The 25,114-nt window shown below is 64.1% G+C and carries 20 protein-coding genes and 1 pseudogene; 9 read left to right on the top strand and 12 right to left on the bottom strand.

The genetic code is table 11. The features are described 5' to 3' along the window. Positions 1-8 precede the first annotated feature (8 nt). Complete coding sequence (locus LGQ10_RS02210; protein ID WP_413247603.1) at positions 9-1,106, bottom strand: methyl-accepting chemotaxis protein; 1,098 nt, start codon at positions 1,104-1,106, stop codon at positions 9-11. Positions 1,107-1,253: 147 nt separating this feature from the next. Beyond that, positions 1,254-1,613 (bottom strand): annotated as a pseudogene (locus tag LGQ10_RS31475) (PAS domain-containing protein); the annotation flags it as partial. Between the two features lie 561 nt (positions 1,614-2,174). Between LGQ10_RS31475 and dapA the strand changes: the two are divergent. After that, positions 2,175-3,035, top strand: a complete 861-nt coding sequence (gene dapA / locus LGQ10_RS02205; RefSeq protein WP_226524537.1) for a 4-hydroxy-tetrahydrodipicolinate synthase — start codon at positions 2,175-2,177, stop codon at positions 3,033-3,035. 53 nt (positions 3,036-3,088) lie between these two features. On the opposite strand, the gene LGQ10_RS02200 is transcribed toward dapA, so the two are convergent. After that, complete coding sequence (locus LGQ10_RS02200; protein WP_226524536.1) at positions 3,089-3,745, bottom strand: ribonuclease T2; 657 nt, start codon at positions 3,743-3,745, stop codon at positions 3,089-3,091. A gap of 215 nt (positions 3,746-3,960) precedes the next feature. Beyond that, positions 3,961-5,322, bottom strand: coding sequence for an HD domain-containing phosphohydrolase (locus LGQ10_RS02195; protein ID WP_226524535.1), 1,362 nt, complete (start codon positions 5,320-5,322; stop codon positions 3,961-3,963). A gap of 247 nt (positions 5,323-5,569) precedes the next feature. On the opposite strand from LGQ10_RS02195, the gene LGQ10_RS02190 reads away from it, so the two are divergent. Genes LGQ10_RS02190 through LGQ10_RS02170 form a run of 5 tightly spaced genes read left to right on the top strand, consistent with a single transcriptional unit; the run spans position 5,570 to position 13,904 of the window. Further along, positions 5,570-7,834: an EAL domain-containing protein gene (locus LGQ10_RS02190; RefSeq protein ID WP_226524534.1), complete on the top strand. Its 2,265-nt coding sequence runs from the start codon at positions 5,570-5,572 to the stop codon at positions 7,832-7,834. Further along, positions 7,831-9,711: a putative bifunctional diguanylate cyclase/phosphodiesterase gene (locus LGQ10_RS02185; protein ID WP_058436331.1), complete on the top strand. Its 1,881-nt coding sequence runs from the start codon at positions 7,831-7,833 to the stop codon at positions 9,709-9,711. The genes LGQ10_RS02190 and LGQ10_RS02185 overlap by 4 nt, the downstream gene beginning before the upstream one ends. After that, entirely contained in the window at positions 9,701-10,687 is a 987-nt protein-coding gene (locus tag LGQ10_RS02180; protein ID WP_226524533.1) for a cytochrome-c peroxidase, read from the top strand. Before LGQ10_RS02185 ends, LGQ10_RS02180 begins: the two co-directional genes overlap by 11 nt. After that, the gene (locus LGQ10_RS02175) at positions 10,684-12,489 is read left to right on the top strand and encodes a DAHL domain-containing protein (protein ID WP_226524532.1); all 1,806 of its coding nucleotides are present in this window, start codon (positions 10,684-10,686) and stop codon (positions 12,487-12,489) included. Before LGQ10_RS02180 ends, LGQ10_RS02175 begins: the two co-directional genes overlap by 4 nt. After that, the gene (locus LGQ10_RS02170) at positions 12,489-13,904 is read left to right on the top strand and encodes an ATP-binding protein (RefSeq protein ID WP_226524531.1); all 1,416 of its coding nucleotides are present in this window, start codon (positions 12,489-12,491) and stop codon (positions 13,902-13,904) included. Before LGQ10_RS02175 ends, LGQ10_RS02170 begins: the two co-directional genes overlap by 1 nt. A 28-nt stretch (positions 13,905-13,932) precedes the next feature. Here LGQ10_RS02170 and LGQ10_RS02165 read toward each other — a convergent pair whose 3' ends face one another. The 6 genes from LGQ10_RS02165 to LGQ10_RS02140 form a co-directional block, all read right to left on the bottom strand. Continuing rightward, positions 13,933-16,503, bottom strand: a complete 2,571-nt coding sequence (locus LGQ10_RS02165; protein ID WP_226524530.1) for an EAL domain-containing protein — start codon at positions 16,501-16,503, stop codon at positions 13,933-13,935. 220 nt (positions 16,504-16,723) lie between these two features. After that, positions 16,724-17,677, bottom strand: coding sequence for a GDP-mannose pyrophosphatase NudK (nudK, locus tag LGQ10_RS02160; protein WP_226524529.1), 954 nt, complete (start codon positions 17,675-17,677; stop codon positions 16,724-16,726). Beyond that, on the bottom strand, positions 17,674-18,645 hold the full coding sequence (locus tag LGQ10_RS02155; protein ID WP_226524528.1) for an SMI1/KNR4 family protein: 972 nt from the start codon (positions 18,643-18,645) through the stop codon (positions 17,674-17,676). Before LGQ10_RS02155 ends, nudK begins: the two co-directional genes overlap by 4 nt. A gap of 67 nt (positions 18,646-18,712) precedes the next feature. Beyond that, complete coding sequence (locus LGQ10_RS02150) at positions 18,713-19,024, bottom strand: AzlD domain-containing protein (protein WP_226526073.1); 312 nt, start codon at positions 19,022-19,024, stop codon at positions 18,713-18,715. Then, a complete protein-coding gene (locus tag LGQ10_RS02145; protein WP_226524527.1) occupies positions 19,024-19,722 on the bottom strand; it encodes an AzlC family ABC transporter permease in 699 nt (232 codons plus the stop codon). The genes LGQ10_RS02150 and LGQ10_RS02145 overlap by 1 nt, the downstream gene beginning before the upstream one ends. 87 nt (positions 19,723-19,809) lie before the next feature. Then, positions 19,810-20,427 (bottom strand): TetR/AcrR family transcriptional regulator, encoded by a 618-nt coding sequence (locus LGQ10_RS02140; protein WP_058433645.1) that lies wholly within the window; start codon positions 20,425-20,427, stop codon positions 19,810-19,812. A 202-nt stretch (positions 20,428-20,629) separates the two neighbouring features. Between LGQ10_RS02140 and LGQ10_RS02135 the strand changes: the two genes are divergently transcribed. Then, complete coding sequence (locus tag LGQ10_RS02135) at positions 20,630-21,070, top strand: hotdog fold domain-containing protein (protein WP_226524526.1); 441 nt, start codon at positions 20,630-20,632, stop codon at positions 21,068-21,070. Between the two features lie 58 nt (positions 21,071-21,128). Here LGQ10_RS02135 and fabV read toward each other — a convergent pair whose 3' ends face one another. Both fabV and LGQ10_RS02125 read right to left on the bottom strand, forming a co-directional pair. Next, entirely contained in the window at positions 21,129-22,325 is a 1,197-nt protein-coding gene (gene fabV, locus LGQ10_RS02130) for an enoyl-ACP reductase FabV (RefSeq protein WP_058433643.1), read from the bottom strand. A gap of 208 nt (positions 22,326-22,533) precedes the next feature. After that, positions 22,534-23,565, bottom strand: a complete 1,032-nt coding sequence (locus LGQ10_RS02125) for a lysozyme inhibitor LprI family protein (RefSeq protein WP_226524525.1) — start codon at positions 23,563-23,565, stop codon at positions 22,534-22,536. A 184-nt stretch (positions 23,566-23,749) separates the two neighbouring features. On the opposite strand from LGQ10_RS02125, the gene LGQ10_RS02120 reads away from it, so the two are divergent. After that, on the top strand, positions 23,750-24,487 hold the full coding sequence (locus LGQ10_RS02120) for a substrate-binding periplasmic protein (RefSeq protein ID WP_058433549.1): 738 nt from the start codon (positions 23,750-23,752) through the stop codon (positions 24,485-24,487). Positions 24,488-24,494: 7 nt separating this feature from the next. Further along, on the top strand, positions 24,495-25,088 hold the full coding sequence (locus tag LGQ10_RS02115) for a hypothetical protein (RefSeq protein ID WP_226524524.1): 594 nt from the start codon (positions 24,495-24,497) through the stop codon (positions 25,086-25,088). Positions 25,089-25,114: the final 26 nt, after the last annotated feature.

Below are 25,114 nucleotides of genomic sequence, written 5' to 3'. Positions count from 1 at the left end.
CGGCCGGTTCAGCTGTTGAAACGGGTCACCAGGGCATTGAGCTCATGGGCCGTGGACTCCAGGTCGCCACCGATGCTGCAGGAATGCACGGCGATGTCGGCATTCTGGTCCGAGACCCGGGCGATATTGGTGATCTGCCCGGAGATTTCCTCGGCCACATGGGCCTGCTGCTCGGAGGCGGCGGCCATCTGCTGGCTCATCTGCTGGATGCGCTCCATCGCCAGGTTGATGCCATCCAGGGCCTGCTCCGTGCTGATCACCTGGGCCACCCCGGAGCGCGCCTCGACACTGCCCTGGCGGGCTACTTCCACCGCCTGGCTGGCCACCTCCTGCAAGGTGGCGATGATCTGCTGGATGCTCTGGGTCGATTCGCGGGTCTTGGACGCCAGCGCCCGCACCTCGTCGGCCACCACCGCAAAACCCCTGCCCTGCTCCCCGGCACGCGCCGCCTCGATGGCGGCGTTGAGTGCCAGCAGGTTGGTCTGCTCGGCGATGGAATGGATCATGTTGGCCGCCAGCTGGATCGATTGGGTTTCGTCGGCCAGGCCCTGTACCGACTGGCTGACCGCCTCGACGGTGCCGGCCAGCTTCTCGATCATCACCCGGGTCCGCCGGGCCTCCTGGGAACCGACGTGGGTCAGCTCGTTGACCTGGTCGGCCGCCGAGGCGGTGTCTTGCACATGCACCGAGACCTGGGCGATGGAGGCGGCCATCTGGTTCATCGCCGTGGCCGCCATGTCCGCCTCGTCGCGCTGCTTGCCCAGGGCCGACTCCGCCTGGCGCGACAGGCTCTGGCTATTGGACGCCAGCGCCGCCGCCTGGTTGGCGTAGTCTCCCAGCCGACTGAGGGCGGTGCGGATCTTCGCCGCTTCGCTGATCAGGATCATCTGCAAACGCGCCACCGGGCCTCGTTCGTCGGTATAGGTGCGAGCGATGAGCTCACTGTCGAAGCTGCCCAGGGACACCGCACTGATGCGCGTCAGCAAGCGTCGAGTGCGATAGGTGCCATGGGCCTGCACGGCGAACAGCCCGACCACGGCCGTGGCCAAGCCGCTCCAGGGGCCGCCCAGCCAACTGGCCAGGGCGCTGGCGGCCAGGGCCAGCATCGGCGGTAGCATGGCCTCGCCAGCCACCAGCAGCCGCTGGCTCCAGGGCAAGGCCAGGTTGGCGCCACGCATGCGCTGGTAAAGGGCCCCGGCCCGCTCGACCTGTTCGCGCTCGGGCTTGACCCGCACCGACTCGTAGCCGGTGACCACGCCTTCGCTGAAGATCGGCGTGACATAGGCGTTGACCCAGTAGTGGTCGCCGTTCTCGCAGCGGTTCTTGACGATGCCCATCCAGCTCTTGCCGTCCTTGAGGTAGGACCACATATGGGCGAACACCGCCGCAGGCATGTCCGGGTGGCGCACGATGTTGTGCGGGCTGCCGATCAACTGCTCGCGGGCAAAACCGCTGACCGCCACGAACTCGTCGTTGCAGTAGGTCAGCTTGCCATGGGTGTCGGTGGCGGAGATGAGGCGCTGCTCGGCAGGAAACACCCGCTCGCGCTGAGTCACTGGGAGATTGTTTTTCACCGGAAAAACCTCGCAGGAAGTCTGATGATTGTCCGTCATGATCAAACAGCAACGTGCGCATCCTGCGATGACCCGAAGACAGCTCCTGCACCCCGGCAAGACTTCCCCGGCAGTCGGCGCCGGTGGAGTCGAGTGTAGATAGCGCCCTGGCAAGCGCTATGGAATGTGGGACGTGAACGCTGGCTACCCGTCGACAATCTGCAACATCATTGACCTGGATCAATGCATAGCCTGGCAACCGAATACCTGCCTGAGCACACTGGCCGACGGTTTGGCACCACCGGTCCCCCGAGACCCTGGGCCGCACCCGGCGAGGATTGACAACACGCCGGGCGGTTATTGAAACTGGGCCCCTTGTTTGCGAGCTGCCAGCCACCATGCCCTACGCTTCCTCCCACGATCCGCGCGCCATTGGCCAGAATGCCAAGGCCCCGGCATGCGTGGCCTGCAGCAGCAAATCGAAGAAACAGCCGCTCATGTGACCGGGGCGCTGTGTCCCGTCAGATGAGCTGACAGGACCTCGCTACGGACACCCCCCTTGCCGACCGCCCTTCCACTCCTCTGACGACGACCCGACGGTCAAGTATCAGGAGAACATGCATGTCATCGTTTCAAGGTATCTGGGTTCCCATCGTTACCCCCTTTCGCAACGGCGCCATCGATTTCGCCGCCCTGCGCCACCTGGCGGCCCACCTGCTGGAAAGCGGAGTCGCCGGCCTGGTGGCCTGCGGCACCACCGGCGAAGCGGCCGCCCTGGACAAGGACGAGCAACTGGCCGTGCTCGATACGCTGCTGGAGCTGGCGCCTGCCGGGCACGTGCTCATGGGGCTGGCAGGCAACAACCTGCAGGCGCTACTGGACATGCAGCGCCAGGTGCTGGAGCGTCCGGTGGCCGGCCTGCTGGTACCCGCACCCTATTACATCCGCCCCTCCCAGGCCGCCCTGGAGACTTTCTTCCACCACGTGGCCGACGCCTCCAGCGTGCCGCTGATCGTCTACGACATCCCCTACCGCACCGGCGTGACCCTGAATCAGCAGACGTTGCTGAACATCGTCCGCCATCCGCGGATCGCGGCGGTCAAGGACTGTGGCGGCAACCTGGAAAAGACCCTGGCGCTGCTGGCCAGTGGCGAGGTGCAGGTATTGTGCGGCGAAGACCTGCAGCTGTTCAGCGCCCTCTGCCTGGGCGCCAGCGGCGCGATCACCGCCTCGGCGCATATCCGCCCCGACCTGTTCGTGCAATTGCAGCGCCAGGTCGTGGACCAGCAACTGCACGCCGCCAGGGCCACCTTCATGCAACTGGCGCCGTTGATCCAGGGGTTGTTCAGTGAACCCAACCCGGCACCGGTCAAGGCGCTGCTGGCCCGGCAGGGCTTGATCGAACCCCATCTGCGGGCGCCGATGGAGGATTGCACTGCGGCCACCGTCGAGCACCTGCAGCACCTGCTCGCCGCCCTGTAGCCAGGAACCGGCCCCCGCCCGTGTGGGTGGGCGCCGGCAGGCCGGGCGGGTCTTCAACGAATCGGCGGTACGCGAATCTGCCCGGAGCGGCACTGGGTCTTCACGCCCTTGCCGCAATCGGCGAATTCCAGGTCCTTGCCCAGGCACACCCGCACTTCCGACAACTCGGGGCCGCTGCACAGGACCGCCACACCGTTGGCCGTGATCCCCGGGTTGCTCTGGCGTATCTGCTGGGCAATTTCTGCTGCCTCGTAGTAGCGCACGCTGGTCGAGGGTTGCAGGGTCTCGGGGATCTGTACCTTGGCCAGGGCCTTGTCAGCCGCGTCCAGGTAACCCATGGCCCCCAGTCCACTGCACGTGCCGTGCTTGCTCCACTCGTGCTTGAGCAGCTTCTCGGTGGGGAACAGGGTCAGGCCCCTGGCGCGTTCCTCCTGGTTCAACTGGGTCAACGGCGGGCAGGACTCCGGCCAGCCGCCACGGGCGTACTGCGGCCACAAGCCATGCAGGACAAACCCGTAGCCCTTGCCCGAGCACTGCTCGTTGTCCGGGTGCATCAGGCAGAAGGTCGGTGACCAGGACAGGCTCAGCAGGTAATAGTCGAAAGTGCCGGCCACCGAATCGCGTTGCTGCCTGGGCGAACGCGCATCGCTGATACCCACCATCCCCAGGGTCAGCACCAGGGCCGCCGTCAGGGCAAAAAGCTTTCTCATCGTGACCTCTCCTTGGAAAACGGACGCGTCCGGGCCCCGGTATCGAGGCGGCGCTGATCAAACATAGCGGATCCTTATTGGCATGCAGGCGTTGCAGGAACATGACAGGTACGCCGCAGCGTCCCGGGATGACCGGCCAGCGCCGGCGCGCCAAGATACCAGCGAAACCGGCCCGACGCAGGGCTGTAACCTCATGGTGACCGCAAGCTGCGCCGCTACCCGGGTAAAGGCGCGCCGGTCGCCGCCGGCACGTCCGGCTCCTCGACGAATACGCTGTACCTGGCACCTTCCATGGCCTCGAAGGCGATCAGCTTCTGCACCAGCGGTTCGCTGAGGACCTTGCCGGCGTTGAGCAGCAACATGCCGTTGTCGGCATTCAGGTTGCGCCGCAGGATCATCCCGGCCTTCAACTCCCGGGTTCCCAGGACCTTGACCTTTGGATCGTCGACGGTCACGTCGCTGAGATAGGCGGCGCAGAGCCGCACGAAATCCTCCACCAGGCCGGGGTCATACAGCCGGCCCGCGTATTTGCGGATGAACAGCAGGGCTTCGTCGCTATTGAGGTGCCGCTCCAGGATCAGGCCACATTGCAACTCGATGAAATCCACCGCCAGCTTCAGCAACCGTGAACCCCAGGGAATCGCCTCGCCCTTGAGGTGCAGGGGAAAACCGCTGCCATCCCAGCGCTCCTGATGATGCAGGATCAGCCGCGCCGCATCCTGCATCGGCTCCAGGGTCATCAGCAGCGATTCGCTCTGTCCCGGGTAGGCTCGGTAACGCTCTCGATCGCTATGGCGCAGCAGGTCTGCCGGCGCTGTCAGCATCGCATCGCTCCACCCCAGCTTGCCGATGTTGTAGAGCGCCGCGGCCATGGTCAGGTCGCGACTCGAAGCCTCGTCCAGGCCGCGATCCCGGCAGCAGGCCCGGACCAGCTCGATGAGCTTGCGGTTGGTCTGCTTGTCTGCCGGCAGGCGCAGGTTGGCCAACAACGAGAACACCTCGGTGGCAGTCACATAGCTGTGCTTGAGCTCTTCGTAGGCCAGGTCCAGCATGTCCGCAGTCTGTTGCAACTCTGCAGTCCGCGCCGCAACCCGCTGCTCCAGGGTGACGTTGTTCGCCTTGAGCTGGCGGTTCTGTTCCAGCACCCGTTGCTGCAAGCGCTTGAGCTCACGTTCGGCCTGTTGGTACTCGAGGTTCTGACGCAGCACCAGCAACAGTTCTTGGTCGTTCCAGGGCTTGCTCAAGTACTGGTGGATCTGCCCGTCGTTGACGGCCTTGACGATGGTGTCCAGGTCGGCATAGCCGGTCAGCAGGACCCGCCGGGTGGCCGGATACCCCTCCCGAACTTTCGCCAGCAAGGTGGCGCCATCCATGCCTGGCATGCGTGCATCGCTCATCACCAGGTCCACCGGTCGCTGCGCCAGGATGTCCAGCGCCTGGGCTCCACCATTGGCCAGCAGCACCTCATAAGGCTGGCCGCGCAACAGGCGCCGCAGGCTGTTGAGGATCGACTCTTCGTCATCGACCAACAGCACTTTCGGCCGTTCAGCCGGCGTCAACTCAGATTGTTCATCCATGTTTGGCCTCGAGCAAATGGGGTGGCAACCGTCAACCGGGCCACCACTGGCGCCCCTACTCGATTCAAAGGCTAGATGATTTTTCAGTTGCGGCCACACGAAGCCGCAGCGTCGATGCGGCAGGCAAAAACCCGGCCCACTAACTATGCTCCATACGCCGCGTGTGACACGGCCAGTGAGCAGGTACATGGAGGGGGCAAAGGATGATCCCGATGGCAAGCCTGTGTGCCTCGACGAGCGTTGCAGCATGAGCACGCCATCGGCCCGAATCAATCGCCGCGTGCTCATCGTCGACGACACCCTGTCGATCCACGACGATTTCACCAAGATCCTGTGTCCCGGTACAGGGCAAGGCAATGATCTGGATGAAACGGAAAACCTGTTGTTTGGCACCTCGCCCGGCAACCAGACGATCGACTTCGACGTGGACTCGGCCTTCCAGGGTCGCCAGGCCCTGGAAATGCTCGAAGCAGCGCTCGCTGCCGGGCGCCCCTACGCCATGGCCTTCATCGACATGCGCATGCCGCCGGGCTGGGATGGCCTGCAGACCATTGAACGGTTGTGGCAGGCCGACCCGAAACTCCAGGTGGCGTTATGCACTGCTTACTCGGATTACTCCTGGGAGGACATCGACCAGCGGTTGGTGGTGAACGATCGCCTGCTGATCCTGAAAAAACCCTTCGACGCCATCGAGATCCGGCAAATGGCCAGCGCCCTCACGGTCAAGTGGCAGATGACCGAGGACGCCGCGCTCAAGATGGAAGAACTGGAACAGGCGGTGCAGGAGCGCACCAGGGAGCTGTCCGACGCCAATATCATCGTGCAGAACAGCCCGACGATTCTCTACCGACTGCGCGGCGAGCCCTCGTTCCCGCTGATGTACATCTCCCACAACATCACCCGCTACGGCCATCGGGCAAACGACCTGGTGAGCGCGACCAACTGGGCCCAGCAACTGATCCATCCGGATGACCAGGCCAATGTCGATGCCGCCATGGCCCGAGTCCTCGACCGCCATGCACTGGGCGCCTCGATCGAATTTCGTCTGCGCACCGGCCAAGGAGACTGGCGCTGGGTAGAAAACCGCTATGTCCCTGTACGCGACGAGGATGGGCGGCTCCTGGAAATCGAAGGCATCATCCTCGACATCACCGAACGCCGGTTGGCCGAAGAAAAGATGGCGCTGCTGGCCCGGACCGATGCGCTCACCGGCCTGGCCAACCGCGCCACGCTGATCGAGCGCCTGCACCAGACGTTCGCCGCAGCCCGCCGGGGCGCGGCAGCCTTCGCGGTGTTCTACCTGGACCTGGACCATTTCAAGCGGATCAACGACACCCTGGGCCACCCGGTGGGCGACCTGCTGCTGCTGGAGGTTGCCCGGCGCATCAGGTTCACGGTGCGGGAAAACGATGTGGTGGCGCGCCTGGGTGGCGACGAGTTCGCCATCCTGCAACTGGACGTCAGCGACCCGACCCAATCGGCTGCCATGGCCGCCAACATCCGCGATGCGCTGGTGGCTGCGTACAGCTTGTCCGGCAATGCCGTGCACATCTCGGTCAGCATCGGCATCAGCAGCTACAGCGCCACCACCCTCGACGCCGACGACCTGCTGAGCCAGGCCGACATGGCGCTGTACCGCGCCAAGGAACTGGGCCGCAACCAGTATCACTTCCACTCGCAAGCCATCACCCAGGAAGTGGCCGAACGCATGGCCATCGCCAGTGAGCTGCTATTGGCCCTCGAAGGCGACGAGCTGGAACTGCAGTACGCACCGGAACTGGACATGCAAAGCGGCAAGGTCCTGGGCATGGAGGCACAGATCAACTGGCATCACCCGCGGCGCGGCCTGCTGCGGGCCGGCGATTTCGTACCCGCCGCCGAAACGACCGGAGCCATCATCGCGCTGGGGCGCTGGATACTCGACCACGCCTGCCGGCAGATGCACCTGTGGTCTGTCGAAGGGGTTGCGCCACCGGTAATGGCGCTCAAGATTTCCCTGGCCCAGCTCAAAAGCGGGCCCGAACTCATCTACGAGGTATTGCGCGCCACCGCGCGGTGGGAGCTTGCCCCCTGGGACCTGCGTTTCGATGTCACCGAGGCGACCCTGGCCCAGACTACGTGGTCCCGTAATGATGTATTGCCACGACTGCGCGAGCTGGGCGTCAGGATCGCCATCGCCGACTTCGGCACCGAGTATTCCTCATTCGATTACCTGAAGACCTACCGGGTCAATCATCTCAAGCTCGGCCATGGTTTCATCAGGGGGGCAGCCGAAGACGCAGGCAATGCCAACACCCTGCGGGCCATCGTCAACTTTGCCCGGGACCTGGATATCGGCATCATCGCCGAAGGGGCTCCTCCTTCTTCCCACCCTCCTGCCGAGCCCTCCTGCAGCACGCTGCCGAGCGTGCAGAGCCTGTATTTCAGCGAAGCGGTCAGCTCCCGGCAAGCGGCCCAGCTACTCAAGGAAAGACGCCAGGGAGCGCCACTTTCCAGGGAGGATGAGGCATGAAGCTAACGGTCCCCCAGACCAACCGACGCATCCTGATCATCGACGATACACCGCAAATCCATGATGATTTCAGGAAGATTCTCTGCCCGGACGCCAGCCAGCAGACGCCCATGGCCAGCCTCGAGCAGGAACTGTTCGGTACCCGCCCCCCCACCCTTCCGACGTTCGAACTCGACTCGGCCTATCAGGGCCAGGAGGCCCTGGACCGGGTCGAACAAGCGGTCGCGGATGGGCGGCCGTACGCCATGGCATTCACCGACATGCGCATGCCCCCCGGCTGGGACGGCCTGGAAACCATCGAGCGTCTCTGGAAAGCCGACCCGGCCCTGCAGATCGCGTTGTGCACGGCCTACTCCGACTACTCCTGGGAAGCCATGGCCGAGCGGCTGGCATTCAGCGACCAGTTGCTGATCCTGAAGAAACCCTTCGACAGCCTGGAGATCCGCCAGATGGCCAGCGCCCTGACCTGGAAGTGGCAGATGGCGCAGGATGCCCGGCAGAAGCTCGACGACCTGCAGCGCACCATCGAAGAACGGGTCGCGGAATTGCTTCGGGTGTCCCATCTGTTGCACTACGACCTGCTCACCGGACTGCCTTCCAGCGCCCTGCTGGGCGACCGCCTGGGCCAGGCCATGGCCCGTGCCCGGCGCTACGAACAGGAACTGGCGGTGATGTTCCTTGGCCTGGACCGTTTCAAGCGGATCAACAATGCCCTGGGTTATCCGGCGGGCGATGAGCTGCTGCAGAAAATCGCCCAGGGCCTGCAAGAGGGCATGCGCGGATCGGACTCGGTCTTTCGCTATGGTTCCGACGAGTTCGTGGTGTTGATCCCCGACCTGCAACCGGCCCATGCCCGAGGCATCGCCCAGAAAATCCTGGCCCTGGTCAACCAGGCCCACGACATCGCCGGGCACGAACTGCGGGTCACTACCAGCCTGGGTATCAGCCTGTATCCAGGCGACGGCCAGGAAGCCCTGGCCCTGATCAAGAACGCCGAGATGGCCATGCGCAGCAGCAAGGACCAGGCACCGGGCAGCTACGCTTTCTTCACCGAGGACATGACTCACCGGGCCCGGGAGCAGCAGCACCTGGAATCGGGTATTCGCCTGGCGCTGGAGCAGGGTGAGTTCCAGCTGCATTATCAACCCAAGGTTCATCTGGCCTCCGGCAAGATCGTCGGGGCCGAGGCCCTGATTCGCTGGTACAACCCGCGGGAAGGCTGGATCAGCCCCGCGCAGTTCATTCCGGTGGCCGAGGATACCGGGCTGATCAACCGCATCAGCCACTGGGTGCTGCGCGAGGCCATCGCCCAGGCCCGTGCCTGGCAACGGGCAGGACTGGACCGCATGCGCCTGTCGGTGAACCTCTCGGCCAGCGATTTCAGGCAGCCACACCTGCTCCAGCAGCTCCAGCAACTGCTGGACGACAGCGGGCTGGACCCGACATGGCTGGAGCTGGAAATCACCGAAGGCGTGCTGATGCAGAATGTCGATGCGACCCTGGCCACGCTGCAGGCCATCAAGACTCTGGGGGTGCGCCTGGCCATCGATGACTTCGGCACCGGCTACTCGAGCCTGAGCTACCTGCGCAAGTTTGCGGTGGATGTCCTGAAGATCGACCAGTCCTTCATCCATGGCCTGGAGCACGAGCCCCGTGACGCGGCCCTGGTCGCAGCCATCATCAACCTGGGACGCAGCCTGCACCTGAACGTCATCGCCGAAGGAGTGGAAACCGCTCAACAGCTGACGTACCTCAATCTGCAAGGCTGCGAAGAAGGCCAGGGCTACTATTTCAGCAAGGCCTTGCCGGCCGAAGACTTCGCCCGCCTGCTCGACAACCAGGCGTTGCACCCATGGATGGCCGATCATGATCACTGAGTGCCTGCCGGCCAAGCGCCAACGCCTTGTCCACGTCACGTTCGGCCTGCTGCTGGCCTGCATAGGCCTGCCTGCCCAGGCCGCGCCACTGGACGAACCGCTCAAGCCCCTGCCCCCGCCTCCCATCCTCGACCCTCAGCGAGTCGAACTGGGGCGCCAGTTGTTCAATGATCCCCGCCTGTCCGTGGACAACAGCCGCTCCTGCGCCAGCTGCCATCGCCTGGACCTGGGAGGTGCCGACGGGCAACCCAAGTCATCGGGCATCAAGGGCCAGGTCACCCGGGTCAATGCCCCGAGCATATTCAACGCAGCGCTGAATTTTCGTCAGTTCTGGGATGGCCGCGCCGAAACCCTCGAGGAGCAGATCGACGCCGTGGTGCAAAGCCCCATCGAGATGGGCGGCAACTGGGAAGACGTGGTTCGCGTGCTGGGCCAGGACCCGGGGTATCGCCAGGCGTTCGGCGAGCTGTACCCGGATGCCCTCACCGCAGCCAACGTACATGATGCCCTGGCCACCTACGAGCGAACGCTGTTGAGCAGCAACTCTCGGTTCGACCAGTACCTGCTGGGCAATACCGACATCCTCACCCTGGAGGAGAAATACGGCTACCAGCGCTTCAAGGACTACGGCTGCATCGCCTGCCATCAGGGGGTCAATATCGGCGGCAACATGTTCCAGAAGTTCGGCGTGATGGGCGACTATTTCGCTGCCCGGGGTTCGCCCACCGATGCCGACCTGGGTCGCTTTTTGATCACTGGCGACGAGCAGGACCGCAATGTCTTCAAGGTCCCCAGCCTGCGCAACGTGGCGGTCACCGCCCCGTACTTCCACGATGGCTCGGCCCAGACCCTGGAACAAGCGGTGGACGTGATGTTCAAGTACCAGTTGGGTCGCCCGCCGAATCCCCTGGATACCAGCCTGATCGTCAAGTTTCTCAAGACCCTGACCGGTGAATGGGAAGGCAAGCCACTATGAAATTGACTCGCCGCTTGCCCACGACATTGCTGGGCCTCCTGGCTGCGGGACTGGTCATGGCCCTGGGTTTCTTCTACCTCAAGATGGTGACGGGACCCTCGTCCAGCTATGCGCTGTCCCGGGACCTGATCGGGCATATCAAGCAGTTGAACGCCCAATGGGAAACCGAAGTGCTCAAGGCCAGGATCGCCATCACCCACAACTACGATCCACTGGTGTCCCCGGTGCAGCAGATCAACATGCTGTGGAACCAATTCGACCAGCTCTCGAAGCAGCAGCACAGCAACCAGCAAGCGTGGCAAGCCAGCCAGGCTGCATTTCTCGAGGCCTTCAAGGAAAAGGCCGGGCTGGTGGAACGCTTCAAATCGCACAATTCGGTATTGCGCAACTCCCTGGCCTTCCTGCCCAGCGCCGAGGATGACATCCAGCACCAACTGTCCGATCTCGACGACCAGCAGCGAATGTCCCAGCAGAATATCGCGATCGACACCTATGACCTGCTGCTCAGCAGCCTGGAGTTCGCCCAGGTTTCCAGCGAGGACAAGGCAGCGGACATCCTGGTGGGGCTGAACAAGCTGGCGGTGAACCAGGAGCGCTTGCCCCAGGCCATGCATGATCCGGTGGAAATACTCAGTAGCCACGTCTCGGTGATCCTGCGCGAACAGCCGATCGTCAACGACTTGCTGGATCGGATCACCTCGATCCCCATAGCCGAACGCCTGGACGACATCACCGTACTGCTCAACAGCGACCAATTGCAGGCGGACCTGCAAGACCAGAAGGCTCATCAGTACCTGCTGGTGTTCTCGGTGCTGCTGGTGCTGCTGATCCTGTATCTGGCCCTGCGCCTCATGCGCAGCTATGCGGTGATCCGCAAGGTGAACACCGACTTGCAGAGCGTCAACGAACACCTTGAGCAACGGGTCGAGGAACGCACCCGGGAACTCAAGGAAACCCAGAGCGAACTGCTGGATACCGCGCGTCAGGCCGGCATGGCAGAGATCGCCACCAATGTGCTGCACAACGTCGGCAACGTGCTCAACAGCGTGAATATCTCCAGCGAGATCCTCAGCCGCAAGCTGCGCTCCAGCAAGGCCCTGGGCCTGGGCAAGGCCATGCAGCTGGTCAACCAGCACAGCGATGACCTGGGGCGTTTTTTTTCCGAAGACGAAAAGGGCAAGATGCTTCCCGGCTATCTCAACCAACTGGTGGAGGCCATTGCCGACGAACAGCAGGGCATGGGCGAGGAACTGACCCAGCTCGGCCGCAGTGTCGACCACATCAAGGAAATCGTCGCGACCCAGCAATCCTATGCCGGCGCTTCTCGCCTGATCGAGCCCCTGCGCGTAGCCGACTTGATGGACGACGCCCTGCGCATGAACTCCGGTGCGCTGACCCGACACCAGGTCACGGTGATCCGCGACTACACCGATGTGCCACCGATCATGGGCGACAAGCACCGCCTGCTGCTGATCCTGATCAACCTGATCAGCAACGCCAAGTACGCCATGTCCAGCCTGGATGAGCACTCGCGCAACCTGACCCTCGGCGCCCATGTGGTCGATGGCCAGACGTTGCGTATCAGCGTCAAGGACCAGGGCGAAGGGATTGCCCCGGAAAACCTGACCCGGATCTTTGTCCACGGCTTCACCACCCGCAAGGAGGGCCATGGCTTCGGCCTGCACAGCTGTGCCCTGGCGGCGGTCGAGATGAACGGGCAATTGAGCGTGCACAGCGATGGTCCGGGGACAGGCGCCACCTTCACCCTGGATATCCCCCTGATCAGTGCCGAGGGCCAATGATGGACGAGCTGACCAACCGCCGTATCCTGCTGATCGACGACACCCCATCGATCCACGAGGATTTTCGCAAGATCCTGAGTCCGGCCCAGGCCGAGAACGAGGTTCTGGACGACCTGGAAAGCCGGTTGTTCGGCGACCCGGGCAAGACACACCAGCAGGCTTTCGAACTGGACTCGGCCTACGGCGGCCAGGAAGGCCTGGACAAGCTCTGCCGGGCCCTGGAACAGCAGCGACCCTATGCCCTGGCCTTCGTTGACATGCGCATGCCCCAGGGCTGGGACGGGGCGCAAACCATCGAACAGCTCTGGCAGCATGACCAGCGCCTGCAAGTGGTGGTCTGCACCGCCTATTCCGACTATTCCTGGGAAGAGTTGCTGGAACGCCTGCAGGGGTACGACCGACTGCTGATCCTGAAGAAGCCGTTCGACAACATCGAAGTCCAGCAACTGGCCAGCACCCTGACCAGCAAATGGGAAATGACCGCTCGGGCGCAACTGCAAATGGATCACCTGGAGCATTTGGTGGAACAGCGCACCACGGACCTGGAGCAGGCCGGAGCGGCCCTGCGACAGGAAATCGATGAACGCAAGCAGCTGGAAAACCAGCTGGTGCAATCCGAGAAGCTGGCCTCCCTGGGCCAGCTCGCCGCTGGCGTCGCCCATGAAATCAACAACCCCATTGGCTTCGTCTCCTCCAACCTGGGCAGCCTGGCCGGGTACCTCGGACAAATCGACCAGATGCTCAACGCCTATCGGCAAAGCGAGGAAGCCATTGCCGACGAGACGGTGCGCCAGCATCTGCGCAGCTTGCGCGAAAGCATCGAGCTGGATTACCTCCAGGAGGACATCCCGCTGCTGATCAGGGAATCCAAGGAGGGCATCGGGCGGGTGGAACAGATCGTCAAGGACCTGAAGAATTTCTCCCGGGTCGATACCGACCAGCAATGGCAGCTGGCGAGCCTGCAACAGGGCATTGACTCGACCTTGAACATCGTCGCCAACGAGATCAAGTACAAGGCCGACGTGATCAAGCAATACCAGCCGTTGCCGGATATCGAATGCCTGCCTTCGCAGCTCAACCAGGTGGTGATGAACCTGGTGGTCAACGCCGCCCAGGCCATCGGCCCGGAACGCGGCACCATCACCTTGCGCACGGGTGTGGAGGGGCAATGGGTCTGGCTGGAGGTGAGCGACAGCGGCTCGGGTATCGACGAACAGCACCTGAAGAAGATCTTCGACCCCTTCTTCACCACCAAGCCCATCGGCCAGGGCACCGGGCTGGGGCTGTCGCTGTCCTATGGCATCGTCAAGAAACACGGCGGGCGGATCAGCGTCCGCAGCAAGGTGGGCAGCGGCAGTACCTTTCGCGTGGAGCTGCCGCTGCGCCAGGGCGAACCGGTTTCGAGCCTGGCTTGATGCCCCGCGGCGGGCCCGTGGCGGTGCCTTAGCGCATTGACCGCCAGCCGCCAGCCAACTCGGCAAGTTGGCGGCCCAGCACTTCGCCCGTCAGCGGCTCGGCCAGGGAAAGCCCCTGTACCTCATCGCAGCCCATGTCCCGCAGGGCTTCGAACTGTTCCAGGCTCTGTGCGCCTTCGGCGACCACCCGCAATGACAGGGCATGCCCCAGGTCGATGATGGCCTGGATGATCGAGCGACCGGCAGTGTCGCCTGTCAGGCCGGCCACGAAGCTGCGATCGATCTTCAAGCCGTCCAGGGGCAGGCTCTGCAAATGCTGCAGGCCCCAGTAGCCGGTCCCGAAATCATCCATCAACAGGCGCACGCCCAGGCTCTTGAGCCCCCGCATGATGTCCAGCACCTGGCGGCGATCGTCCAGCAGCAGCTTGTCGGTCAGCTCCAGTTCCAGGCGCTCCGGCGCCAGGCCGCTGCGGTCCAGCGCCGCCTTGACCCGTGCCACCAGCTTGGCCCGCTGGAACTCCGCGGACGAGACCTTGACCGCCACCGGCAGGGCTTGCGGCCAGTCCAGCGCCGCCTGGCAGGCGGCCTGCAACACCCAGTTGCTCAGCGGCAGGATCAACCCGCTGTCCTCGGCGATCGGCACGAACACTTCAGGCCCCAGCAGTCCGTGCCGGGGATGCTGCCAACGCACCAGCGCCTCGGCGCCCACCAGTCGCCGGTCGGCCAGGCGGTAGCGTGGCAGGAACTGCAGCTGCAACTGGCCCTGGTCGATGGCCTGGCGCAGGTCCTGTTCCAGGCGTCGACGCTCGACGATCCGGGCATTCATCTGCACCGCATAAAAACGCCAGGTGCTGCGCCCTGCGGCCTTGGCCTCGTAGAGGGCGATATCGGCCAGGCGCAGCAACTCATCGGCCTGGATCGCATCCGCCGGGGCCCGGGCGATGCCGATGCTGGCGCTGATGAACACCTCATGGCCGGCCACGTAGAACGGCGCGTCAATGTGCTCGATCACCCGCCGGCACAGGCCCTCGATCTCCACCTGGGTCACATGCCCTGGTACCACCAGCACGAATTCGTCGCCACCGACCCGGGCCACCAGGTCCTGACTGCGCAGGCATCGGCACAGGCGCTGGGACACCTCATGCAGCACCTGGTCGCCAGCACCATGGCCCAGCAGGTCGTTCACCGGTTTGAAACGGTCAAGGTCGATGCTGAGCATCAACAGCGGTTCCTGCAGGGGCGGCGACACCAGCAGCTTGCCCTCCAGGAACTCCTGCATCCGCGTACGGTTGGCCAGCCCGGTGAGGGTGTCGTGCTGAGACAGGTACTCGATGCGTCGACGGGCCATGACCTCCTCGGTTATGTCGCTGGCGGTGCCACGCAATCCGCCCTCCGGCAAGGCGCGCATGGCCAGGCGGCAAATCCGCGGTTGCCGGCTGCCATCCTGGTAAGTGCATTGCAGCACCGCCCGGGCGGGCCGATCAGGGGCCGCCAGCCACTGCGACAAGGTTCCCTGTTCACTGCTCAGCAAGGCGTCCAGCGGCTGGCCAAGGGTTGCATCGCGCGACAGCCCGGTGACCACCTGGAAGCGTTCGGACAGGTAGGTCAGGCGCAGTTTCGCATCCACTTCCCAGATCCAGTCGGAGGCCACTTCGGCCACATCGCGAAAGCGCGCCTCGCTGGCCGCCAATGCCGCGCGACCGCTCTGCAAGGCTTGCATCTGCTGGTCCATGACCTGGGCCGCGAGCGCTGTGCGGCGCAGCAGGAAGGCCGCCAGTACGCCCACCAGCAATCCGACCAGCAACAGCAGCGGCATCACCAGCACCAACAGCTGGTGACCCGGCTGGGCCGGCTGCCACTGCAAGAAGCCGGCGCCGTCGGGCAAGGCCAGTCGTGGCAGATCCGTGGCCGGGCCCGCAGGGGCCACCTGCAATTGCTGAATCTCCAACCCCTGCCCCATCGCCAGCAGGCGTGGCGGATTGAGCCGGGCAACGAAGATCACCACCGACTGCGGCCCCGTATCGGCCCGCACCTGGGGGTCGTTGCCCGGGCTCAGCACATCGGCGGCCACCAGGGCCGGGGTGCCACCGATGGATACGTATCGACTGACCGGGTTGCCCGCCGGGGTCTGGCGCGCTTGCTCCACCAGGGCATCGAGGCGCTGGCCCAGCCAGGCACGGGCATCCACCGCGGCGAGTTGGCCGGCCACCAGCGCATAGGTCGTGGCTCCCTGGGCATCGATCACGAACACGGCATCGAAACCCAGGTCGCGGTACAGGGTCGGGCCGAAATTCTGCCGGGTGAAGGCCCAGTCGAGGTCGACCTTCAAGTGCAGGTTCTGGTAGGCGTCGCCCCACAGGGCGTAGTCCTTGATGGTGGTACCGGTGGAGCTGGCGAGGGTTTGCAGGGCTTTGTCGATGTCCAGCCGATGGTGCTGTTCGGCGCTGAGGTTCTGTTCCTGGGCGATGAAGACCAGCAGCGTCGCGGTGAACAGGAACAGCGCCAGTAGCAACCCGCAGCAACCGAGCAACGTGACCCGGGTCAGCGCCTGGTTGGAGGGGCTGAGCCCATGAGGCAGAACAGGACCGTGGTTTTCCATAGTGCTCCAGGTGCCATGACGACAGATCGACCGGCGCGTCCCTGCGGCTCCCGCGTGGCGTTCGACGAAGCTCCCGCTTGCCTATAGACGATAGACAGTATTTTCCCGCAGGGCCCTGGCAAGCACTGCGTACCTGGTAATGCACGAATGGGCGGCGGCCTGCGGTGCCCGGGATGAACCCGGGCGCCGCCAGCATGGTGGTGGGAAAACTCGGTGCGCTTCAGGTGCCCTCGACGGCGACTACCGGCAATTGCTCGACCCCGTGATAGATGACCAGGCCCTGGCGCCGGGCCTGCTCGAGCATGGCGTCGCATCCGGCCGAGGGCCCGCCGATGCGCAGGACCGCATCGCAGCGCTGCAGCAGGCGTTCGGCGTAGGCCTGGAACCGCGCCTGGTAGACCTCGTCGCCCACCGCCAGGGAACCGGCCAGGCGCGTCATGGGCAACGCCACCCATTCGCCCAGCAGCGGAAAGTGCCCGGCCGCCAGCACCTGCGCGGCGCACTGCTCCATGGCCTGCACGTTGCGCGCCAGCAGCGCAGGATCGTCACCGGTACCGGAGCGATAAGGGCCGGCCACCAGCACCATCAGGCTGCGGGGCTTGAGCACCTGCAGCTGCAGGTATTGCAGGAGCATGATGGTCTTGCCGTCGACGATGTCCCCACTGTCGATCATGCCCAGGGCCTGGTCGATATCCAGTTCCAGGACCTCGATGTCCTCGCCTTCGTGCTCCAGGCCGCCGCCTTCGTCGATCCGGTCCTCGGCCTGGTAGCGGGCAATGAAGAAGTGCACCCGCTCGGTCACTGAACCCGGGCTCATGAAGGCCTCGAAGACCTTCTGCACCTCGCCGACCCGGTAGCCGGTTTCTTCCTCGGCTTCCTGGCGAATACGCACCTCGGGACTGGCGTTGTCCAGCAGTCCGGCAGCGGTCTCGATCAGGTAGCCGCTGTGATCGTTGACATAGGCCGGCATGCGAAACTGCCGGGTCAGCAGCACCGTGCGCCGCTCCAGGTTGTACAGCAAGATGGTGGCGCCATTGCCCCGGTCATAGACTTCGCGGGTCTGGGCCTGCCAGCTGCCGTCGCGCCGGCGCAGCTCGAAGCTGTACTTTTTCAGCAGGTACCAGTTGTCGGAGAGGGTCTGCTCGCCGGTGATGCGGATCGACGCCTCGGTCATGGCTGCTCCTGGATCGCAGGGGGCTCGGGAGGGAAAGACGCCAGTTGCTCGAGCAGTTGCTGGCGATGACCGGCGCTGAAGGCAAACCCGCCATCCCCCTGGCACAACTGGCCGCCGGCCACCCGTGCACGCCACCAGTCGCTGATGAAGCCCGGGGCATAACCGCCGGTGCCGAACCCCCTGGCGAAGGCGATCATCTCGCTGTAGACCTGCAGGTACTGCTCCTCGCTCGTCACCGGATGCTGGTTCTGGTACAGCCAGAACTGCAGGTCGTACAGCAACTGCGACAGCGGGTCGGCATGCAGGGCGAAGTAACGCTTGTCCTCGACGATGCCCAGGGCGATGTGGCGGATGCGCGGGCCCAGGTCCGGCACCAGGGCGAAGTGCTCCAGCAGCTCGGCCAGCATCGGCGAGAACTCGGCATTGGCCACCTTGTCCAGGTCATCCAGGTAGTCCTGCTCGGAAGTGTCGTAGACCTCCCAGGACACCAGGCCACGGACGAAGGTCTCGAAGTCCGGTGCCAGGACGGTCACCTCGTAGTCGCCTTCCTGATCCACATGCACCACCCGGGGTTCACCCTCGGGGCCGCACGCGCGGTAGTCCAGCGCGATCATGTCATGGCCGGCGGACGGGCAATCGCAGATGTACACGCCGAGGTCCGGGTAACCCCACTCCTCGATGCTGAAACGGCTGCCCAGTTGCCCTCCCAGGGAACGGCCCGGGGTGATGCCGACGCTGATGAAGCTGTCGATATCGCAGTGATCGTCCCCCATGGGGAAACACGTAAGGTTCGGGTAACCGCCGTTGTAACGGCGCATGAAGGCCACATAGGACGCCGGCAAGCGGTAGCCCAGGAGTTGCTGCACCTGGGCGATCAGTTCATCGCTGGGCGCAGGCTGCCTGATCTTGGCACTGAGGTCGTGATCCCAGAACGCGTCCAGGTCGATATCGTGGGGAAAGTCGCTCATCCGTTGCTTCCATTGCGGTTGAAGGTCGGCCTGGGCCGAAAGTCGCCCAGGCTACCGCAATCGGCCTTTACAGCCACCAGCGCAGGAGAAAAAAGAACCCCATGCTCAACAGCATGCTGAGCAAGGTATTGCGGGTGTAGATCACCAGCGCGATGGCCACCAGGGAGCTCAGCAGGTAGGGGTTGTCCCAGTGCAGGTTCAACTGGTGGTCGGGCATGAACACGATCGGCCCGCAGATCGCGGTGAGCATGCCCGGCACCGCAAAACCGAGGAACTGCCGGGCATTGCTGCTCAGGCGCAGCGGCAGGCGTGGCTCGAGGAACACGTAGCGGTTGAGAAAGACCAGCAGGCCCATGCCGAAAATCACTGCCCAGACCATCATGCGCGCCCCCGATACAGCTTGTTGCAGACAAAGCCTGCAGTCATCCCCGCAAGACCCGAGATCACCAGGGCCGAACCCCACTGCCAGTAGCTCAGCAGCACCGAGCAGAACAGCGACACCGCGACACACACCACGGTCGGCACGTTGCGTACCAGGGGCGTGATCAGAGCGATGAAGGTGGCGGCGATGGAGAAATCCAGGCCCAGGTGTTCCAGCCCCGGAATGCTCTTGCCGAGCACGATGCCCAGCAGGGTAAACAGGTTCCAGGCCACGTAGAAGGTCAGGCCCACGCCCAGGGCATACCAGCGATCGAACTGCTGCTTGTCATGGGCGCTGGTGAGGGCGAACAGCTCGTCGGTGAGCAGAAATCCCAAACCCAGGCGCCAGCGCCCAGGCAAGGGGGCGATCACCGACCGCATGCTCATGCCATACAGCAAGTGCTGGGAGGTGAGCAGCAAGGTGGTCAGCAGGATCGAGAAGATCCCTGCCCCGCCCTTGAGCATGCCGATGGCCACCAGTTGCGCGGCCCCGGCGAAGACGATGCTCGACAGGCCCTGGGCCTGCAACGGCGTGAGATTGGCCTCGATGGCCATGGAACCTGCCAGCAAGCCCCAGGGCGCGGTAGCCAGGGACAACGGCATGATGGCGATGGCGCCGCGGATGAAGGCGGTGCGCGGAAGAAGAACGCTGGACATGGAACCCTGCACGCAAATGAAGAAACCTGACTGTGCCAGCCCAGCTCGACTCTGGCTTGAACAATCTTGCGCACTTGCCCCTGACCGCTACTGGCCGCTGATGGAGCGCCAGGCCGCGGCGGCCAGGTATTGACGGTACTCGCGGGGGCGACCCTGGACCCGTCCCGACAGCCAGGCCCGGCAATAACTTTCGGCCTGGCCAATGATCAACGACGGTAGCAGCTCCGCTGGGAAGGCTGGCAATGCGTCCGATGCCGAGCGGGCCTTGAGCCACTCCAGCAAGCCGCGGTTGCGCGTGCGGTTGCGCTCGGCCAACGCCTCGCTGAAGGGTCCGCGGGTCACGGCAAACCGCGCATGGAACTGGAACCGCGCCCACTCCGGCTGGGCGTCGACCCAGTCCACATAGCTGTGCACCAGGGCCTGGACGCCCTGCTCCAGGGTCTGCGCCTGGTCCAGGTAGCTGTCGCGCAATTGAGCCTGGTCGTCCAGGGCCGCGAAGAACAGCGCGGCGACAAGGCCTTCCTTGTTAGTGAAATGGTGATAGATCGCGCCGACGCTGGTATCGCATTCGGCACGGATCATCTCGATGGTGGTGGCCTCCAGGCCCAGCCGGTTAAAGCAGCCCAGGGCCTGCTGGAGGATGGTGCGCTTGAGTTCGGCGCGACGGCCCGGGTAGCAGCGTTCCAGCAGATCGGTATCCGGCATGGGGGGATCTGGCTCCTTGCAGGGTCAATGGATGGGGCAGGCACGAGCCTAACAGGCCGTTTAAAAACCACCTGCGTTGCCATGTTTTTCAACGGCCTGCCAAGGCCCGTAGCTTGACAGGTTTTCTTTTTACAGAATATTGTTCTTTTACAGAATATTATTCTGTAAACCTTCTCCCCCCTAACACACCGAGGCAATTCTCATGAGTCAGGTTCTCAGCATGTTCAACGCCGCCGGGGCGGAAAAATTCACCCAGATGGCCTGCCAGATGGCGCCCTACTTCTCCAGCATCGCGCCCTTGATCGATGAGTTGCGGGCCGGCCATTGCCAGGTGCGGGTACCGTTTCGCCGGGAAATCACCAACCATCTGGGCACCGTGCACGCCATCGCCCTGTGCAATGCCGCCGAGCTGGCGGCCGGGGTCATGACCGATGTGTCGATTCCCGTGGGCGCACGGTGGATTCCCAAGGGCATGACCGTCGCCTACCTGGCCAAGGCCAAGGGCGATATCCGGGCAGTGGCCGACGGCAGCGCGGTGGACTGGTCCAGCGCCGGGGACAAGGTGGTGGCGGTAACGGCCTTCGATGGCGAGCAACAGGCGATGTTCACGGCGCAGATCACCATGAACGTGAAGCTGGCCTGAGCCATGAACGACAACGCCCCTCACGATGGAGGGGCGTTGGGTCACGCGGGCAGTGCGGTTACAGCTGGACCAGCTTGTCGATCTTCACGTCCGGATCGACATCGGCTTCGTAATCGACGCCGTCGATCTCGAAACCGAACAGGCGCAGGAACTCCTGCTTGTAGCCGGCGAAGTCGGTCAACTGGTACAGGTTTTCGCTGGTGACTTCGTCCCACAGCTGCTTCACGCGGTCCTGGACCTCAGGCTGCAGTTCCTTGTAGTCGGCGCGCAGGCGGCCTTCTTCGTCGATGATCGGGTTCGGGTTGTACAGGCTGTCCTTGTACAGGCCGTAGACCTGCTCGATGCAACCTTCGTGGCTGCCCTGCTCCTTCATCACCTTGAACAGCAGCGACAGGTACAGCGGCATGATCGGGATCGCCGAGCTGGCCTGGGTCACCACGGCCTTGAGCACCGATACCCGGGCATCGCCGCCCAGGTCCGAAAGTTCCTTGCGAATGCCGATGACCTTCTGGTCCAGGTCCTTCTTGGCTTCGCCGATGGAACCGTTCCAGTAGATGTCGTGGGTCAGCTTCTCGCCCAGGTAGGTGAAGGCGGTGGTCTTGGCGCCTTCGGCCAGGACGCCTGCCTCGTGCAGGGCGTCGATCCACATCTGCCAGTCTTCACCACCCATGACCGCCACGGTGCCGTCGATCTCTTCCTGGGTCGCAGGTTGCAGGGTGGTTTCCTTGACGATTTCCTTGTCGGTATCGACACCGCGCAGGGTCACGGACTTGCCCAGGGGCTTGAGGGTCGAGCTCAGCACTTCACCGGTCTTGGGGTGGGTGCGGCGCGGGGCGGCCAGGCTGTAGACCACCAGGTCGATCTTGCCCAGGTCGCGCTTGATGGTCTCGATGGTTTCGGCCTTGACCGCATCGGAGAAGGCGTCGCCATTGATGCTCTTGGCGTACAGGCCCTTTTGCTCGGCGAACTTGTGGAAGGCCGCGCTGTTGTACCAGCCGGCGGTACCCAGCTTGCCGTCGGCACTGCCGCGCTCGAAGAACACGCCCAGGGTATTGGCGTCACAACCGAAGGCTGCTGTGATCCGCGCCGCCAGGCCGTAGCCGGTGGACGCACCAAGGACCAGCACGTTCTTCGGCCCTGCGTCGATGGCGCCCTGCCGGGTGACGTAATCGATCTGTTGCTTGACGTTGGCCTCGCAGCCGACCGGGTGGGTCGTCACGCAGATAAAGCCGCGAACGCGGGGTTTGATGACCATACAGATTCTCCCAATTTCAAAGTGCCAGGCGCCGATAACGGCGGCGGCAGTGTCACTTGCACTAGTCGTAGACGCTCTCGCGGGCTTCGCGTCACCAACCGCTGGAATTTGTCCGGCAGGTCCGGGCATCCGGCTGCCAGGGGCGAGACTCTAGCAGCTGCGCAGGCAGGCTTCAGCATCCGTGCGAGGAAATCCCCCGGCGCCGGGTTCAGGGCATCATGTCCAGCGCCAGGCGCTTGCCCTTGGTACGCGCCTCGTACCAGGTCTGGACCACGTCCGGCAGGCTGTGCTTCCACTCGGGCTCGGTGGTGTAGTAGCGCACCCGCACTTCATCCTTGGGCCCCACCACCGCCAGCAGCGCGACCCACAGTTGCCCCTGGGCTCCCCGCACGAAAATCGCCGCATTGGTATTGGCCAGCCCCCGCAGCCACATATCGGTGACCTCGGCGCCCTTGAGCTCGGCCGAGGTGTCCTGGGAGAACGCCGAGCCGCTGTCGAGCAGGGTCTGGTAGTCCTTTTTCAACAGCTTCCGGGCTCGCTGGTCTTCCTCCTCGGTGCGCACCAGCGCGGTGGACAGCAAATCGTACTGATTCTCCAGGATCTGCCGGGAGGCCACGTAAAGCCCGTCGTAATACACCCCCGAACCGGCGCCGCAGGCATAGGAGTCGCCCTCCTGGGTCACTTGCAACAGGCCGTTGCGCGGGGTGAAGCGCAACGCGCAGCCATCGACGCCGTAGCGCGCTTCACCGTCCTTGAGCTCCAGCTTGCCTGCGAGCGCACCGGAATTGGCGCCCCCCATGGCCGACAGATCGAAGCTCAGACTCTCTTCGCCGGCGTGCCGGATCACCAGCTCACCGCCGTAGAACGGACTGACCGAGACCCGCTGCCAGGTGCCTTGCCAGTTGAACGGAATATTCACATGGCGCAGCACCATCAGGCGGCTCAGGTATTGGCTGCGCAGGCAGCCCAGATCAGCCTGGCACTGGTCGCGCTGCTTGAGCCATTCACGCTGGCCCAGGCGCAGCGCCTTGGGGTCCTTGGCCTCGCCCAGAGTCGCCGTCCAGGCCTTGCCCAGCCGGCTGTCCAGCTTGGCGGTGTAAGCGTCGGCGCAGATGGCCTTTTCACTGGCACTGGCGGCCTTGGCGCAGTCGAAACTGCTGGCTTGCACGCCCTGGGAACAGGCCAGGACCGCGAACAGCAAGCCAGAGGCTCGCAAGGGACGAACAAGGGGAGCGAACATGGGTCGATTCCATTCTGAAAAGGCGGCGCAAGAATAACTGCAGTGGCGTGTTTTCAGCGATATCCCGACGAAAAAAGCCCAGGGAATCGCCCTCTGAAGCCTGGCACAGAGCCGGCAGCTTTTATCGCGACAGGCGGCAACCAGTCGTACTAAGCTCTGCGTTTTGAAACTCCAAGGGCACTGCATGAAATGGATGCTGCAGGCACTGTTGCCGCTATTGAGCCTTGCGGCCCACGCGGGCGAACTGCGCATGCTGACCGACAACCATCCGCCGCTGCACTTCCAGCAAGGCGAGCGCATGGCAGGCTTTGGCGTCGATGTGGTGCAGGCCCTGGCCCAGCGCAGCGGTGATCGCATCCAGGTGCAGCAAAGGCCGATGCTGCGGGCGCTGCGCGATGCCAGCGAGGACGCCGACACCGCCGTGTTCACCATTTTGCGCACGGCCGAGCGTGAAACCCGCTACCAGTGGGTCGGCCCGCTGATGCAGACCGAAACCGCCCTCTACACCCGCAGCAGCGATGACACCCCGGTCAGCGACCTGCGCCAGACCCGGGGCCAGATTGCGGTGCCGCGCAAATGGCTGGTCTACAGCGTCCTGCGCCAGCAGGGCCTGGACAACCTGTGGGGCGTGGACAGCCCGGAGATCATGATGCGCCTGCTGCAGATCGGCCGTGTGCAGTACGTGGTCGCCGATACCATGAGCGTCGGCACCTTCGCCGCCGAGCAGGGCATGGCGCTGGAACAGCTGCGTTACCAGATCCCCCTGATGCAGCAGGATGCCTATATCGCCTTTTCGCCCAAGGTCGATCCCGCCCAGGTCGCCCGCTGGCAACAGGCCCTGCAAGCGATGGAGCAAGATGGCAGCCTGCAGCAGCTCAAGCAGCGCTGGAACATCGACCGGCCACGCTTGCAGGCAGATTGAGACGCACATGACTCGTCTCTATCCATGGACCCCCATGCCCCATCAGCTGGCGCTCACCTGTCCGCACTGCGCGGCCCGGGCCAGCTTCGAATTCCCGGTGGCGGCGACCATCGAACGCAAGGCCGATGTAGCGGGGTTCCAGGCCCACCCGCTGCTCGAGTACTGGCAGGAGCAAGACAGCTGCGGACACTACCGCCACTACGCCCTGTACTTTCCCGGCCTGCATGGCGACCCATTGCAGAGCCTGCAACAACTGCCCGAGGGCTACCGTGCCGAACAATGGCAACAGCCACGCTACTGGTACCGCAACCACGGCCTGGACCTGGGCTCGATCCATTGCGAACACTGCGACTACCAGGGCCGGCACGCATTGAACTGGCCGACCGAGGCCTATTATGCCGTGCCGTACAAAGGCCAGCTGCTGTGGGCCTACAACCGCGAGTCGGCCCTGGCGCTGCACGACTACCTGCTGTCCACCCACCGCACCCCCGGCGGCTATCCCTGGCAGCACTTCCTGCGACATATCCCCTCGTTGTTCAAGAGCCGCAAGGCCCGGGAACCCCTGACCCGCCTGCTCAAGCGCCTGCTCAGAGCCGCCTGAGGTCCTGGAGGGGGAATCGCGGCTGC

It is taken from the genome of Pseudomonas sp. L5B5, assembly GCF_020520285.1.
GTDB lineage: Bacteria > Pseudomonadota > Gammaproteobacteria > Pseudomonadales > Pseudomonadaceae > Aquipseudomonas.
The sequence above is the reverse complement of the archived record's forward strand: the minus strand, read 5'-3'. Positions and strand labels throughout refer to the sequence as shown.

Excerpts from the sequence above, each read along its gene's own strand:
- LGQ10_RS02115 (WP_226524524.1), top strand. The coding sequence starts at position 24,495 with ATGACTCGTCTCTATCCATGGACCCCCATGCCCCATCAGCTGGCGCTC.
- LGQ10_RS02120 (WP_058433549.1), top strand. The coding sequence starts at position 23,750 with ATGAAATGGATGCTGCAGGCACTGTTGCCGCTATTGAGCCTTGCGGCC.
- LGQ10_RS02200 (WP_226524536.1), bottom strand. The coding sequence starts at position 3,745 with ATGAGAAAGCTTTTTGCCCTGACGGCGGCCCTGGTGCTGACCCTGGGG.
- LGQ10_RS02125 (WP_226524525.1), bottom strand. The coding sequence starts at position 23,565 with ATGTTCGCTCCCCTTGTTCGTCCCTTGCGAGCCTCTGGCTTGCTGTTC.
- dapA (WP_226524537.1), top strand. The coding sequence starts at position 2,175 with ATGTCATCGTTTCAAGGTATCTGGGTTCCCATCGTTACCCCCTTTCGC.
- LGQ10_RS02155 (WP_226524528.1), bottom strand. The coding sequence starts at position 18,645 with ATGAGCGACTTTCCCCACGATATCGACCTGGACGCGTTCTGGGATCAC.
- LGQ10_RS02180 (WP_226524533.1), top strand. The coding sequence starts at position 9,701 with ATGATCACTGAGTGCCTGCCGGCCAAGCGCCAACGCCTTGTCCACGTC.
- LGQ10_RS02150 (WP_226526073.1), bottom strand. The coding sequence starts at position 19,024 with ATGGTCTGGGCAGTGATTTTCGGCATGGGCCTGCTGGTCTTTCTCAAC.
- LGQ10_RS02165 (WP_226524530.1), bottom strand. The coding sequence starts at position 16,503 with ATGGAAAACCACGGTCCTGTTCTGCCTCATGGGCTCAGCCCCTCCAAC.
- LGQ10_RS02195 (WP_226524535.1), bottom strand. The coding sequence starts at position 5,322 with ATGGATGAACAATCTGAGTTGACGCCGGCTGAACGGCCGAAAGTGCTG.
- LGQ10_RS02210 (WP_413247603.1), bottom strand. The coding sequence starts at position 1,106 with ATGCTGGCCCTGGCCGCCAGCGCCCTGGCCAGTTGGCTGGGCGGCCCC.
- LGQ10_RS02140 (WP_058433645.1), bottom strand. The coding sequence starts at position 20,427 with ATGCCGGATACCGATCTGCTGGAACGCTGCTACCCGGGCCGTCGCGCC.
- LGQ10_RS02135 (WP_226524526.1), top strand. The coding sequence starts at position 20,630 with ATGAGTCAGGTTCTCAGCATGTTCAACGCCGCCGGGGCGGAAAAATTC.
- LGQ10_RS02175 (WP_226524532.1), top strand. The coding sequence starts at position 10,684 with ATGAAATTGACTCGCCGCTTGCCCACGACATTGCTGGGCCTCCTGGCT.
- LGQ10_RS02185 (WP_058436331.1), top strand. The coding sequence starts at position 7,831 with ATGAAGCTAACGGTCCCCCAGACCAACCGACGCATCCTGATCATCGAC.
- LGQ10_RS02170 (WP_226524531.1), top strand. The coding sequence starts at position 12,489 with ATGGACGAGCTGACCAACCGCCGTATCCTGCTGATCGACGACACCCCA.
- LGQ10_RS02190 (WP_226524534.1), top strand. The coding sequence starts at position 5,570 with ATGAGCACGCCATCGGCCCGAATCAATCGCCGCGTGCTCATCGTCGAC.
- fabV (WP_058433643.1), bottom strand. The coding sequence starts at position 22,325 with ATGGTCATCAAACCCCGCGTTCGCGGCTTTATCTGCGTGACGACCCAC.
- LGQ10_RS02145 (WP_226524527.1), bottom strand. The coding sequence starts at position 19,722 with ATGTCCAGCGTTCTTCTTCCGCGCACCGCCTTCATCCGCGGCGCCATC.
- nudK (WP_226524529.1), bottom strand. The coding sequence starts at position 17,677 with ATGACCGAGGCGTCGATCCGCATCACCGGCGAGCAGACCCTCTCCGAC.